The organism is Polaromonas sp., assembly GCF_018780625.1.
Classification (GTDB): Bacteria; Pseudomonadota; Gammaproteobacteria; order Burkholderiales; family Burkholderiaceae_C; genus Polaromonas.
Map to the genome: position 1 here is coordinate 10,430 of NZ_JADMJK010000005.1, position 14,369 is coordinate 24,798.

At 62.3% G+C, this 14,369-nt stretch carries 12 protein-coding genes; all 12 read left to right on the forward strand.

What is annotated here, in order from left to right; genetic code table 11:
• Positions 1-14: 14 nt before the first annotated feature.
• The 12 genes from ftsL to ftsA are packed head-to-tail and all read left to right on the forward strand — an operon-like array spanning position 15 to position 14,362.
• A complete protein-coding gene (gene ftsL / locus IV091_RS00325; RefSeq protein WP_293463895.1) occupies positions 15-311 on the forward strand; it encodes a cell division protein FtsL in 297 nt (98 codons plus the stop codon).
• The gene (locus IV091_RS00330; protein WP_293463898.1) at positions 308-2,038 is read left to right on the forward strand and encodes a penicillin-binding protein 2; all 1,731 of its coding nucleotides are present in this window, start codon (positions 308-310) and stop codon (positions 2,036-2,038) included. Before ftsL ends, IV091_RS00330 begins: the two co-directional genes overlap by 4 nt.
• Positions 2,035-3,522 (forward strand): UDP-N-acetylmuramoyl-L-alanyl-D-glutamate--2,6-diaminopimelate ligase, encoded by a 1,488-nt coding sequence (locus tag IV091_RS00335; RefSeq protein WP_293463900.1) that lies wholly within the window; start codon positions 2,035-2,037, stop codon positions 3,520-3,522. The genes IV091_RS00330 and IV091_RS00335 overlap by 4 nt, the downstream gene beginning before the upstream one ends.
• Complete coding sequence (murF, locus tag IV091_RS00340; protein ID WP_293463902.1) at positions 3,519-4,919, forward strand: UDP-N-acetylmuramoyl-tripeptide--D-alanyl-D-alanine ligase; 1,401 nt, start codon at positions 3,519-3,521, stop codon at positions 4,917-4,919. The genes IV091_RS00335 and murF overlap by 4 nt, the downstream gene beginning before the upstream one ends.
• Positions 4,909-6,087, forward strand: coding sequence for a phospho-N-acetylmuramoyl-pentapeptide-transferase (mraY, locus tag IV091_RS00345; protein WP_293463904.1), 1,179 nt, complete (start codon positions 4,909-4,911; stop codon positions 6,085-6,087). The genes murF and mraY overlap by 11 nt, the downstream gene beginning before the upstream one ends.
• Positions 6,084-7,589 carry a UDP-N-acetylmuramoyl-L-alanine--D-glutamate ligase gene (murD, locus tag IV091_RS00350; protein WP_293463906.1) on the forward strand — a complete coding sequence of 502 codons (1,506 nt, stop codon included), beginning with the start codon at positions 6,084-6,086 and terminating at the stop codon, positions 7,587-7,589. Before mraY ends, murD begins: the two co-directional genes overlap by 4 nt.
• Positions 7,586-8,839: a putative lipid II flippase FtsW gene (gene ftsW / locus IV091_RS00355; protein ID WP_293463908.1), complete on the forward strand. Its 1,254-nt coding sequence runs from the start codon at positions 7,586-7,588 to the stop codon at positions 8,837-8,839. The genes murD and ftsW overlap by 4 nt, the downstream gene beginning before the upstream one ends.
• Positions 8,836-9,918 carry an undecaprenyldiphospho-muramoylpentapeptide beta-N-acetylglucosaminyltransferase gene (murG, locus tag IV091_RS00360; RefSeq protein WP_293463910.1) on the forward strand — a complete coding sequence of 361 codons (1,083 nt, stop codon included), beginning with the start codon at positions 8,836-8,838 and terminating at the stop codon, positions 9,916-9,918. Before ftsW ends, murG begins: the two co-directional genes overlap by 4 nt.
• Positions 9,915-11,342 (forward strand): UDP-N-acetylmuramate--L-alanine ligase, encoded by a 1,428-nt coding sequence (murC, locus tag IV091_RS00365; RefSeq protein WP_293463912.1) that lies wholly within the window; start codon positions 9,915-9,917, stop codon positions 11,340-11,342. Before murG ends, murC begins: the two co-directional genes overlap by 4 nt.
• A gap of 2 nt (positions 11,343-11,344) precedes the next feature.
• Positions 11,345-12,322: a D-alanine--D-alanine ligase gene (locus IV091_RS00370; RefSeq protein WP_293463914.1), complete on the forward strand. Its 978-nt coding sequence runs from the start codon at positions 11,345-11,347 to the stop codon at positions 12,320-12,322.
• An 8-nt stretch (positions 12,323-12,330) separates the two neighbouring features.
• Complete coding sequence (locus tag IV091_RS00375) at positions 12,331-13,128, forward strand: cell division protein FtsQ/DivIB (protein ID WP_293463916.1); 798 nt, start codon at positions 12,331-12,333, stop codon at positions 13,126-13,128.
• Between the two features lie 4 nt (positions 13,129-13,132).
• Positions 13,133-14,362, forward strand: a complete 1,230-nt coding sequence (ftsA, locus tag IV091_RS00380; protein WP_293463918.1) for a cell division protein FtsA — start codon at positions 13,133-13,135, stop codon at positions 14,360-14,362.
• Positions 14,363-14,369 lie beyond the last annotated feature (7 nt).

Sequence of the window (14,369 nt, forward strand, 5' to 3'; positions counted from 1 at the left end):
ACAAAGGGCGGCGGATGGCGCGTCTGAATTTGCTCCTCCTGGTGGCGGTGCTGGCCAGTGCGCTGTATCTGGTGCATACCCAGTACGAGTCACGCCGTCTCTATGTCGAGCTGGAAAAAGCGGCCTCACAGAGTCGTAAGCTGGAAACGGAGAGCGAACGCCTGCAGGTGGAAAAGCGCGCGCAGGCGACGCCGCTGCGGATCGAGAAGCTTGCCAAGGAGCGTTTGCGGATGCGCACGGCAACGCCTGCCATCACGCAGTACGTGCACTACAAGGATGCTGCGGTGGCGGACGGGGGGCACGCGCCATGAGTAGAAGCGTCCGCTACACGTCCAGTCCCCTGCTTGCCAGCAAAACACCCGTCTGGCGCAGTAAATTCATTGTCGCCAGCTTTGCGCTGGCTTTCATCGGGCTGGCTGGTCGGGCGGCCTACATTCAGGTGGTCGGAAATGAATTCTTTCAGCGCCAGGGCGAGGTTCGCTTTGCCCGGACGCTGGAGCTGCCGGCCAACCGTGGCCGTATTCTGGATCGCAATGGTCTGATTCTGGCCTCCAGCGTGCCGGCGTCCAGCATCTGGGCTATTCCCGAAGACGTTGAAGCGACGCCTGCCCAACTCGCCGAATTGGCCAGCTTGCTGGAAATGCCCCAGGCTGAACTGAAAAAGAAGCTGGATGATGACAAAAATTTTGTATGGGTCAAGCGCCAGCTTGATGAGCCCGTGGCCCAAAAAATTCATGCACTGGGCATCAAGGGTGTTTATCAGCGCAAGGAATACAAGCGCAAGTATCCCGAGGGTGAAACCATTGCGCACGTCGTTGGGTTCACCGATGTGGAAGACAAGGGCCAGGAAGGCATCGAGCTGACTTTTAACCAGGCGCTGGCCGGCAAGGCCGGTTCCCGGCGCGTGATCAAGGACCGGCTTGGTCGCGTGGTTGAAAACGTCGGTGAGCAGGTGCCGCCGGTCGAGGGTCAGGACATCCAGTTGAGCGTCGATAGCAAGGTGCAGTTCTTCGCCTACCAGAAGCTGCGCGATGCCGTCATTGCGAACAAGGCCAAGGCCGGCAGTGTGGTCGTGCTGGATACGATCACGGGCGAAGTGCTGGCGCTTGCCAACTACCCAAGCTATGTGCCTGACAAGCGTCAGAACCTCACCGGCGAACAACTGCGTAACCGCGCCATTACCGACACCTTCGAGCCCGGCTCGACGATGAAGCCGATCACGGTAGCGATGGCGCTGGAAGCAGGACGCGTCAAGCCCCAGACGCTCATAGAAACCGGCCCGGGCCGCTTCAGCATGGGCGGCTTCACCATCAGCGATACCCATAACTATGGCTCGCTGACCGTCGAGGGCGTCATTCAGAAGTCCAGCAATGTCGGCGCGCTCAAGATTGCGCAAAAAATGACGCCTCACGAGATGTGGGACACCTACGTCGCGCTCGGTTACGGCCAGAAGCCACAAATCCAGTTTCCAGGTGCGGTGACGGGGCGGCTGCGCCCCTGGAAAACCTGGCGGCCGGTCGAGCAAGCGACCATGTCCTATGGCTATGGGCTGTCTGCCTCGCTGTTTCAGATGGCCCACTCGTACACCTCTTTTGCGCACGATGGACAAATCATTCCGGTCACGATGCTCAAGAGCGCCGAGCCCGCTGTCGGTGCCAAAGTGTTTTCTGCCGAGAACGCACGCGCGGTACGCCGGATGCTTCAGATGGCTGCGGCGCCGGGGGGCACGGGTCCGCTCGCGCAGACGATTGGCTATTCGGTCGGCGGCAAGTCAGGCACTGCACACAAGCAGGTCGGCAAAGGCTATGCCAGCAATAAATACCGTGCCTGGTTTACCGGCATGGCGCCGATCGAGTCGCCGCGCATCATCGTCGCGGTGATGATCGACGAGCCGAGCGCTGGCAAATATTTCGGCGGCCTTGTGGCTGCCCCGGTATTTAGCGAGGTGGTGCAGCAGACGCTGCGCATGATGGGTGTGCAGCCGGATATCAGCGTCAAGCCAAACATCGTCACGCAGGCCGTGGAGGAATCGTTTTGACTGTGCAACTCCACACCCCCGAGCAGGCCGCCCGCTGGCTGCAAGAGCGCGTCACCGGCACACTGTCTGCTGACAGCCGCAAACTGGCCGACGGCGACGGCTTTATCGCCTGGCCTGGCGCGGCAACGGATGCACGCAAATTTGTAAGCGCTGCGCTTGCTGCGGGTGCGCGTGCCTGCCTGGTTGAGCACGAGGGTGCTGAGGCGTACGGTTTCAGTGATGAACGGGTGGCGACTTATGCAGGGCTGAAGGCTGCGACAGGGCCCATTGCCGACGCTTATTTTGAAGCACCGAGCCGGCATTTGCAGGTCGTGGCGATCACAGGAACCAACGGAAAGACCTCTACGGCCTGGTGGCTGGCGCAGGCGCTGGGCAGGTTGGGGCGCAAATGCGGCGTTGTGGGCACCTTGGGCATCGGTGAACCCGGCGCCATGGTCTCCAATGGCATGACCACGCCTGACCCGGTGCTGCTGCAGCAGCAGCTTCGGCGCTTTGTGAATGACGGTTTTACCGCGTGCGCCCTTGAAGCGTCTTCCATTGGCATCGAGGAGCGGCGCCTGGAGGCGACATTAATCCAGGTGGCTGTTTTCACCAACTTCACGCAAGACCATCTCGATTACCACGCCTCCATGCAGGACTATTGGCGCGCCAAGGAATTGCTGTTTAGCTGGCCAGGCCTGAAGGCTGCGATCATCAATACGGACGATATCAAGGGCATGGAGTTGAGCGCCGCACTGGCGGGCAGCGCTCTGGACGTCTGGACCTTTTCATGTGCCGGGCCGGCACGCCTGCAAGCGCGCGATATTCATCATGGGACGCAAGACCTGCGTTTCGTGGTGGTGGAAGGTGCGGAACGCCACAGCATTTCAACCCGACTGGTCGGCCAGTACAACGTGTCCAATCTGCTGGGCGTCATGGCGGCCCTGCGTGCCATGGGCGTGCCGCTGGCTGATGCGGTGGGCGCCTGCGCCGGGCTTTTGCCGGTACCCGGGCGTACCGAGATGATTGCCATGGAAGGCCTGCCGCTGGTTGTCATCGACTATGCACACACCCCTGATGCGCTTGAGAAAGTGCTTGTCGCGCTCAAGCCGGTGGCCTTGTCGCGCGGCGGCCAGCTTTGGTGCGTTTTTGGCTGCGGCGGGGATCGTGATGCCAGCAAGCGTCCGCTGATGGCCGTCATGGCAGAAAAAAATGCGGATCAGATCGTCGTGACCAGTGACAACCCGCGCAGTGAAAATCCGCTGGCCATTGTCAGCCAGGTCCTGCTGGGCCTGAGTCACCGGGATGCCGTGCATGTACAGGTCGACCGCGCTGCCGCGATTGCCCATGCGCTGCGCCTGGCGCAGCCCGGGGATGTGGTCTTGCTGGCAGGCAAAGGCCATGAAAATTTCCAGGAAGTGGCAGGCGTGATGATTCCGTTTTCTGACCGCGCGCATGCCCAGGCTGCTCTGGCTGCACGTCAGGCCGGCGGAGGTTCGGCATGATGAGCTTGCAGCAAGCCTTGGGCTGGTTGCCATCAGCCCGGCTGGTGGGCGATGGCCAGGTGCGCGTTTCGCGTGTGCACACCGATACCCGCAGCCTGCAGGCGGGCGACCTGTTTGTCGCCCTGCGCGGTGAACGGTTTGATGCCCACGAATTCTTGCCCCATGCCGCGGCGCAAGGTGCTGTTGCCGCAATCGCGCAGCATGGACTGCTGGAGGCTGGCCTGCCTGGCCTGGAGGTGGCCGATACCCGGTTGGCGCTGGGTCAGCTGGCCGCTGGCTGGCGATCGCAGTTTGACTTGCCGCTGATTGCCGTGACCGGAAGCAACGGCAAGACCACCGTGACGCAGATGATTGCCGAGGTGCTGCGCGCCTGGAAGTCGGATGCGGCATTCTCCACCGAAGGCAACCTCAACAACGATATTGGCGTTCCATTGACGCTGCTGCGCCTGCGGGCATCGCACCAGGTCGGTGTGGTTGAACTGGGCATGAACCATCCGGGCGAAATTGCCTATCTGGCGGCAATCGCCAAGCCCAACGTTGCACTGGTCAATAACGCGCAGCGGGAACACCTCGAATTCATGGCCACGGTGGACGCGGTGGCCCGGGAAAACGGCGCAGTGATTGAATCGTTGCAGGCTGATGGAACAGCGGTGTTTCCTGCCGATGATGACTACACCCCGGTCTGGCGCGCGCTGGCGGGTGCGCGCCGGGTGATGACATTTGCGCTTTCGGGTCCGGCCGACGTCACTGCCCAGGCGCACTGGGACGGCGCGTGCTGGCAAGTCAAGGCAAACACCCCCGTGGGCCCACTGGCCTTCGCCTTGCATATTGCCGGGCGGCACAACGTCAAAAACGCCTTGGCCGCTGTGGCCTGCGCGCTTGCTGCGGGCGTGCCATTGCATTCCATTTCAGCGGGCTTGTCCTCTTTTTCGCCCGTCAAGGGGCGATCTCGTGCTGTTGCCGTGCGGCTGCAGGATCGGGTCGTCACGCTGGTGGACGACACCTACAACGCCAATCCCGACTCCATGCGCGCTGCCATTGAGGTGCTGGCCGAGCTGCCCGCGCCGCGCCTGCTGGTGATGGGCGACATGGGCGAGGTGGGCGACCAGGGTCCGCAGTTCCACGACGAGGCCGGCCAGCATGCCCGGGCGATGGGCATCGAAAATCTCTTCACCCTGGGCGAGCAGGCGCAACGGGCGAGCCGCGCATTTGGCCCGGGGCACCATTTCAGCGACATGAACGCGCTGGTCGCGGCCGTGCTGGCCGAGCTGCCCCATTCGGGCAGCGTGTTGGTCAAGGGCTCCCGCTTCATGAAGATGGAGCAGGTGGTGCAGGCCATTTCAGCGCTGGCCGCCGATCAAATTTCACCACAGAAGAAAGCGCCTCATGCTGCTTAGCCTGGCCCAGTGGCTCCAGACCTTATCCCCTGAGTTTGCATCATTCAGGGTATTTCAGTACCTGACATTTCGCGCCGTCATGGCTGCGCTGACCGCATTGCTGATCGGCCTGATCGCCGGCCCTTTCGTGATTCGCCGGCTCATTTCACTCAAGATAGGCCAGCCGATCCGTGAATATGCCATGGAAACGCACCTGAGCAAAAGCGGTACGCCCACCATGGGGGGCGTGCTGATCCTGCTGTCCATCGGAATTTCGACGCTGCTGTGGTTTGACCTGTCCAACCGTTTTGTCTGGATTGTGCTGATCGTGACCCTGGGTTTCGGCGCGATCGGCTGGGCAGACGACTGGCGCAAAGTCGTGCTCAAGGACCCGGAAGGCATGCGTTCGCGCGAAAAATACATGTGGCAGTCGCTGATCGGGCTCCTGGCGGCGCTCTACCTGGTGTTCAGCATCTCGGAAAGCTCCAACATGCGCGTGCTGGAACTGTTCGTCAGCTGGGTGCAGTCGGGGTTTGATGTGAATTTGCCGCCCAAGGCCGGACTCTCAGTCCCATTCATGAAGGAAGTGAGCTATCCGCTGGGCGTGTTTGGCTTTGTGATCCTGACCTATCTGGTGATCGTGGGTTCCAGCAATGCCGTCAACCTGACGGATGGGCTCGATGGGCTGGCCATCATGCCTGTGGTCATGGTGGGCTCGGCGCTGGGCGTGTTCGCCTATGTGACCGGCAGTTCGGTCTATTCCAAATACCTTCTTTTCCCGCACATCCCCGGCTCGGGCGAACTGCTCATATTTTGTGCAGCCATGGCGGGTGCGGGGCTGGCGTTCCTGTGGTTCAACACGCATCCGGCCCAGGTGTTCATGGGTGACGTCGGGGCATTGGCCCTGGGCGCCGCGCTGGGCACCATCGCGGTCATCGTGCGCCAGGAGATCGTGCTGGCCATCATGGGCGGCATCTTCGTGGTCGAGGCCCTCTCGGTGATGATGCAGGTGGTTTACTTCAAGTACACCAAAAAGCGCTTTGGCCAGGGGCGACGCATCCTCAAGATGGCGCCGCTGCACCACCACTTCGAGAAAAGCGGCTGGAAGGAACCCCAAGTGGTGGTTCGTTTCTGGATCATCACCATGCTGCTGTGCCTGGTTGGTCTTTCCACGCTCAAGCTCAGATGAAACAACTGGCCGGTAAAAACATTCTTGTACTGGGGCTGGGCGCTTCGGGCCTGGCGCTGGCGCGCTGGTGCGCGCGCTCGGGTGCGCAGGTCACGGTGGCCGACACCCGGGCTGCGCCGCCGCAGCTGGAGGCGCTGCGCTCGAATGTGCCTGCGGCCAGGTTCATGCAGGCTGAAATGGGCGAAGCGCTGCTGGCAACAGCGGCGTTTGACCTGGTCCTGAAAAGCCCGGGCCTGTCGCCTGCGTCGGTGGCTGGCGTCATCAACGCAGCGGCTGCCCGCGGCATGGCCTGCGGCAACGAGTTGAGCCTGTTTGCCCACGCGCTGGCTGACTTGAAGGTAGACCAGGCCTATGCGCCGCAAGTGATTGGCATCACCGGCACCAACGGGAAAACCACCGTGACGACGCTCACCGCACTGCTGGTTCAGTGCGCGGGAAAATCAGTGGCGGTGGCCGGTAATATTGGCCCCACCTTGCTCGACACGCTGGCAGAAAAAATAGATGAAAGCCTGGGCGGCCAGGCCCTGCCCGAGGTCTGGGTGCTGGAGCTGTCCAGCTTCCAGCTGGATGGCATCGACAACTTCGAGCCCACGGTGGCTGCAGTGCTCAACATCACGCAGGACCACCTCGACTGGCACGAAACCTTGCCCGCTTACGTCGCCGCCAAGGCGCATGTCTATGGCCGTAGCGGCGTAATGTTGCTCAACCGCGACGATCCCCTGGTGATGGCGGCTTTGCCGCCGCTGGTCAAGGGCAAGCAACTGCGCAACTACCTGACCTTCGGCGGCGACGAGCCCCGGCGGCCCGGTGACTACGGCATTGAAACTGTCAACGGCATGACCTGGCTGGTGCGCGCGGTGGAGGCCGATGAAACTGTCAAGCGCCGCAAGCAGGAAGAAGTGGTGTTGTATGTCCAGCGCCTCATGCCTCTGGATGCCCTTCGCATCCGGGGCCGCCACAACGCTACCAATGCCTTGGCGGCGCTGGGGCTGGCGGCGGCGGTGGGCTGCAACCTTGCGCCCATGCTGCACGGCCTGCGCGAATACCGGGGCGAGCCGCATCGGCTGGAGTCCGTGGCTGTCCTCAACGAGATTGAATATTTTGATGACAGCAAGGGTACCAACGTGGGGGCCACGGTCGCCGCCTTGGCGGGCTTGGGGGTTGACCGCAAGCTGGTCGTCATTCTGGGGGGCGAGGGCAAAGGGCAGGATTTCTCACCGCTGCTGGAGCCCGTGTCACGCTACGCGCGCGCCGTGGTGCTGATCGGACGCGATGCGCCCCTGATCCGTTCTGCGCTGCAGGCCAGCCAGGTGCCGCTGCTCGATGCCCCGACCATGTCTGACGCCGTGCGCATTGCCGCGCAGCAGGCAAGAAGCGGCGATGCTGTGGTGCTGTCGCCCGCCTGCGCCAGTTTTGACATGTTTGACAACTACGAGCACCGGGCCCAGGCCTTTTGTGACGCCGTGCAGTCGCTGGCCCACGAACAGGGAGCGCTGCTGTGACGGCTGCTGCACGCCTTTCTGGCTGGTTTTCCGGTTTGGGCAAGGTCGCCTCGGACGCGCTGCCCGTGCGGCTGGGGGGCCAGAGCCTGCCCGGAACGCTGGCAAAGCCCGTGGGCATGGCGGGTTTTGACAAAGCCCTGGTCTGGGTCACCGTGGCGCTGATGATGTGGGGGCTGATCATGGTGTATTCGGCCACGATCGCCATGCCCGACAACCCCAAATTTGCGCGTTATGCGCAAACCCATTTCGTGACGCGCCATTTTTTCTCGCTGGCGGTGGCCTTCGTCATGGCGGTGCTGGCGTTTCAGGTGCCTGTGGCGACCTGGGAGAAACTGGCGCCCTGGCTGTTTGTCGGCTCGCTGGTGCTGCTCGTGCTGGTGTTGGTTCCCTTCATTGGCAAGGGCGTCAATGGCGCGCGTCGCTGGATTTCGCTGGGGCTCATGAATTTTCAGCCTTCAGAACTCGCCAAATTCGCGGTGCTGCTGTATGCCTCTGATTACATGGTGCGCAAAATGGAAGTGAAGGAGCGCTTCTTTCGCGCCGTGCTGCCCATGGCAACAGCGGTTGCGCTGGTGGGCGTGTTGCTGCTGGCAGAACCCGACATGGGGGCTTTCATGGTGATCTCGGTCATCGCCATGGGCATTCTCTTTCTGGGCGGCGTCAATGCCCGCATGTTCTTTGTCATTGCTACCGTGGTGGTGGTCGCTTTCACCCTGATGGTGATGCTCAGCGAATGGCGGCGCGAGCGGATTTTTGCCTACCTGGACCCCTGGAGCGAGAAGTACGCCCTTGGCAAGGGCTACCAGCTGTCGCACTCCCTGATCGCGTTCGGGCGTGGGGAAATTTTTGGCGTGGGCCTGGGCGGCAGCATTGAAAAACTTCACTGGTTGCCCGAAGCGCACACCGACTTCCTGATGGCCGTCATCGGGGAGGAGTTCGGCCTGGTGGGCGTGCTGCTGGTGATTGCCTTGTTCCTCTGGATGACCCGCCGCATCATGAACATAGGCCGCCAGTCGATTGCGCTGGACCGGTTGTTTGCCGGACTGGTGGCGCAAGGCGTGGGGATCTGGTTGGGTTTTCAGACCTTTATCAACATCGGCGTGAACCTGGGCGCATTGCCCACCAAGGGCTTGACCCTGCCCTTGATGAGTTACGGCGGCTCTGCCATTGTGATGAACCTGATTTCGCTGGCAGTCGTGCTGAGGATTGATTACGAGAACCGTATCCTGATGCGGGGAGGCCGTCCATGAGCCGCCAGCCTTGCGCCCTCATCATGGCCGGTGGCACCGGAGGGCATATTTTTCCGGGTTTGGCCGTGGCCGAAGCCTTGCGCGAGCGCGGCTGGCGCGTGCACTGGCTGGGTGGGCGCGGTAGCCCAAGCCAGCCCAGCATGGAAAGCCAGCTGGTGCCGCCACGCGGCTTTGCCTTCGAATCCATTGAATTTTCCGGTGTGCGCGGCAAAGGCCCTGCCAGCCTGGTGCTGTTGCCCCTGCGGCTGCTCAAGGCCTTCTGGCAGAGCGTGCGCGTGATCCGCCGCGTCAAGCCTGATGTGGTGGTGGGCCTTGGGGGCTACATCAGCTTTCCGGCCGGCATGATGAGCGTGCTGCTGGGCAAGCCGCTGGTCCTGCACGAGCAAAATTCCGTGGCGGGCATGGCCAACAAGGTGCTGGCGGGTGTGGCCGACCGTGTGTTCACGGCCTTCCCTGACGTGCTGAAAAAGGCCGAGTGGGTCGGCAACCCCTTGCGTCCCGCCTTTCTCGGCCAGCCCGGCCCCGAGGCCCGTTTTGCCGGGCGCAGCGGGCCGCTCAAGCTGCTGGTGGTGGGCGGCAGCCTGGGCGCCAAGGCCCTGAATGAGCTCGTGCCACAGGCCCTTGCACTGATTCCCGAGATCAATCGTCCGCAGGTCACGCATCAAAGCGGCGCACGCCAGATTGAGGAACTCCGCGCCCATTACAAAGCGGCCGGCGTGCAGGCTGAACTGACGCCCTTCATTGACGACACCGCCCAGGCCTTTGCCGACGCCGACCTGATTATTTGCCGCGCTGGCGCCAGCACCGTGACCGAGATTGCAGCCGTGGGCGCTGCGGCGCTGTTTGTGCCTTTCCCGTCAGCGGTGGATGACCACCAGACCACCAATGCCCGGTTCCTGGTGGAGCGCGGCGGCGGCTGGCTGGTGCAGCAACGCGACCTGACCATCCCTATATTGGCAGATATGCTACAAAAAACAGAGCGAACTTCCCTTTTGAAATTTGGGTTAAACGCAAAAAATATGCAAAAAACTGAAGCTACCGTCCGTGTCGTGGCCGCTTGCGAGGAGCTGGCGGCATGAAGCACGCGATCAAACATATTCACTTCATCGGGATCGGTGGTTCCGGCATGTCCGGCATTGCCGAAGTGCTGCACAACCTCGGCTATGTCATTTCTGGCTCAGACCTCTCCGACAGCGCGACCCTGCGCCGCCTGTCCGGGCTGGGTATCCAGACGTTTGTGGGCCATGCTGCCGCCAATCTGGTCGCCGTCGATGCGGTGGTCACTTCTACCGCTGTGCAGGCAGACAACCCCGAAGTGCTTGCGGCGCGTGAAAAGCACATTCCCGTGGTGCCGCGCGCCCTGATGCTGGCCGAGCTGATGCGCCTCAAGCAAGGCATTGCGATTGCCGGCACCCACGGCAAAACCACCACCACCAGCCTGGTCGCGAGCGTGCTGGCCGAAGGCGGCATGGACCCGACCTTTGTCATTGGCGGGCGGCTCAACAGCGCGGGCGCCAACGCCAAACTTGGCTTGGGCGACTACATCGTGGTCGAGGCCGACGAGTCGGACGCTTCCTTTTTGAACCTGCTGCCGGTGATGGCGGTGGTCACCAATATCGATGCCGACCACATGGAAACCTATGGGCATGATTTTGGCAACCTGAAAAAGGCGTTTGTCGATTTTCTGCACCGCATGCCTTTTTATGGCACGGCGATTTTGTGCACCGATGACCCCGCCGTGCGGGATATCCTGCCCGAGGTGTCCTGCCCCATCACAAGCTATGGTTTTGGTGCGGACGCGCAGGTGCGCGCGGTCAACGTGCGGGCCGTGGGGCCCCAAATGCATTTCACCGCGCAGCGGCGCAACGGCGTCACGCTGCCCGACCTCGACGTTGTGCTCAACCTGGCGGGCGAGCACAACGTGCTCAATGCCTTGTCGGCGATTGCGATCGCGGTGGAGCTCAATGTGCCTGATGCCGCCGTGCAAAAAGCCCTGGCCGAATTCAGAGGCGTGGGCCGGCGTTTCCAGAGCTACGGCGATCTGCCTGCAGCAGGCGGGGGCCATTTCACCGTGATCGAGGATTACGGTCATCACCCCGTCGAAGTGGCCGCCACGCTGGCTGCTGCGCGCGGGGCTTTTCCCGGACGGCGTCTGGTCCTGGCATTCCAGCCCCATCGCTACACCCGCACGCGCGACTGCTTCGAGGATTTTGTCAAAGTGCTGGGCCATGCGGATGCCGTATGGCTGGCCGAAGTCTATGCGGCGGGCGAGGCGCCGATTGTGGCCGCCGACGGCCGGGCGCTGGCGCGGGCCTTGCGGGTGGCGGGCAAGGTGGAGCCGGTATTCGTGGACGAAATCGAGGCGATGCCGCAAGCCATTGTGGATAACGCCCGGGATGGCGATGTCGTCATGTGCATGGGCGCGGGATCCATCGGGCTGGTTCCCGGAAAAGTCGTGGACATGCTGCAAACAACCACGCTGACTGCGTCTGCGGGGCATTGACCATGAACCAGCACACCCCCAATTTTGGCAAGGTCGCCGTGCTCATGGGCGGGCTGTCTGCCGAACGTGAAATTTCCCTGATGTCGGGCCAGGGCGTGCTGCAGGCGCTGCGCGCGCGCGGCATCGACGCCCACGCGTTTGACCCGGCGGAGCGCGACATCGGTGCGCTCAAAACAGAAGGATTTTCCCGCTGCTTTATCGCGCTGCATGGCCGCTTCGGTGAAGACGGCACCGTGCAGGGCGCGCTGGAACTGCTGGGCATTCCCTATACCGGCTCCGGCGTCATGGCGTCGAGCATGGCGATCGACAAGGTCATGACCAAGCGCGTGCTGCTCTCCGAAGGCCTGCCTACCCCCCGGTATGTGCTGCTTCGCCAGGGGAACTACCAGCTTGCCGACATCGATGCCATCCCGGACGACCTGGGGCTGCCGCTCATCGTCAAGCCCGCACGCGAGGGTTCTTCCATTGGCCTGACCAAGGTCAGCGAGCGGGCCGGCATGGCCCAGGCCGTGGCGCAGGCAGCCCAGCTCGATGCCGACATCCTGTGCGAGCAGTTCATCAGCGGCGACGAGGTGACCTGCCCGGTGCTCGGAACCGGCGCTGCAGCCCGCGCCCTGCCGGTCATTCGCATCGTGGCGCCAGAAGGCAACTACGACTACCAGAACAAATATTTCACCGACACCACGCAGTATCTGGTGCCCTGCGGCCTGCCGGAGGGGGAAGAGGCCGCCATTCAGCAACTGGTGCTGAAGGCTTACCGTACCCTCAACTGCCGCGGCTGGGCGCGCGCCGACGTGATGATTGACAAGGCCACGCGCAAGCCCTACCTGCTGGAGATCAACACGTCACCTGGCATGACCGGTCACTCGCTGGTGCCTATGTCGGCACGGGCTGCGGGCATTGGCTATGAAGACCTCTGCATTGAAGTTCTCAAGACCGCCACGCTCGACTATCCACTGCCTGGAGGGGCTACCAGGTGAGTCGTACCATGCCACTGCAAAATGCCATGCCCTTGCCGCCCGACGTCAGGCTCATGAACGCCTTGTCGGTGTTTTTGGGTCTGGTGTTTGCGGCCATGGTGCTGGCGCTGGCCGTGGCCTGGTTGATGCGCCAGTCGCTGTTTAACCTGAGCGCCATTCATGTACAGGGTGATCTGACCCACAACAATGCGTTCACCTTGCGTGCCAATGTGGCCCCCAAGCTGGCCGGCAATTTCCTGACGGTGGATATGGAGCACACGCGTGCCGCCTTCGAACATGTGCCCTGGGTTCGCCGCGCAGTCGTACAGCGCGAGTTCCCCAACCGTCTGAAGGTGGTGCTTCAGGAACACAACGCCGTTGCCTACTGGGGTCCTGAGGAAGATGTTCGCCTGGTCAACGATTTTGGTGAAGTGTTTGAAGTCAACCAGGGTGACGCGCAGGCCGAGGGGCTGCCGCTGCTCGGTGGACCGCAGGGCCAGGCGCTACGGGTCCTGCAGACCTATCAGGCGCTGTTCCCGATGTTCAAGGAGATGGGTGCGGTGCTGGAGCAACTGCAGCTCAGTGGCCAGGGAAACTGGCACGCACAGCTCGACAGCGGCGCCACGATTGAACTGGGGCATGGTTCAACGCAGGAGATCACGGCCCGCACACGCCGCTTTATCGCCACGCTGAAGCAGGTTTCAGCGCGGTTTGAAAGAAATCTGGAATCCGCCGACCTGCGCTATGGCAATGGTTATGCAATCAAGCTCAGGGGCGTCACCACGCTGGATCCCGGTGACCAGAACGACGGAAAGAAGAAAAGGTAAATACATGGCCAAAGAATACAAAGAGCTGGTGGTCGGGCTGGACATCGGAACGAGCAAAGTGATGGCTGTGGTAGCCGAGGTCATGCCGGGCGGCGAGCTCAAGCTCGCCGGCCTGGGCATTGCCTACAGCAACGGACTCAAGCGCGGCGTCGTGGTCAATATCGACGCCACGGTCCAGAGCATTCAGCAGGCGCTCAAGGAAGCCGAACTGATGGCTGACTGCAAGATCGCCCGCGTGTATACCGGCATCACGGGTAGCCATATTCGCGGCATCAACTCCAGCGGCATGGTGGCCGTAAAAGACAAGGAGGTCACGCAGGCCGATGTGGCGCGCGTGATTGAAACGGCCAAGGCCATCAATATCTCGACCGACCAGCGCTTGCTGCTGGTCGAGCCGCAGGAGTTTGTGATTGATGGCCAGGATGTGCGGGAACCCATCGGCATGAGCGGCATCCGCCTGGAGGCCAAGGTGCACATCGTGACCGGTGCGCAAAGTGCCGCTGAAAACATCATCAAGTGCGTGCGGCGATGCGGGCTGGAGGTGGACCAGCTGATGCTTAACCCGCTGGCTTCCAGCTTGTCGGTACTGACGCAGGATGAGCGCGAACTCGGCGTGGCGCTGGTCGACATTGGCGCCGGCACCACCGACGTCGCCATTTTCACCGGCGGTGCCATCCGGCATACCGCGGTCATACCGATTGCAGGCGACCTGATCACCAGCGACATCGCCATGGCGTTGCGCACGCCGACCAAGGACGCCGAGGACATCAAGGTTGAAAACGGCTGTGCCAAGCAATTGCTGGCCGACCCTGACACCCAGGTGGAAGTGCCTGGTCTGGGGGACAGAGGCCCGCGCATGTTGAGCAAACAGGCGCTGGCGGGCGTCATTGAACCGCGCGTGGAAGAGATCTATTCGCTGGTCCAGCAGGTGATCCGCGAATCGGGCTATGAGGAAGTGTTGTCTTCAGGCATTGTGATCACCGGCGGCAGCGTGATGATGCCCGGCATGGTGGAGTTGGGCGAGGACATCTTCCTCAAGCCGGTGCGGCGCGGCATACCACGCTACTCCAGCGCGTTGTCCGACATGGTGGCCCAGGCAAGGGCTGCTACTGTCATGGGTTTGCTTGAAGAGGCCCGGATGGCGCGCATGCGGGGCTACAAGGTGGCGCAAAAGGCGGGCAGCATGCACAACGCTTTTGGCCGTGTCAAAGACTGGTTCGTGGGGAATTTCTGATGAACAA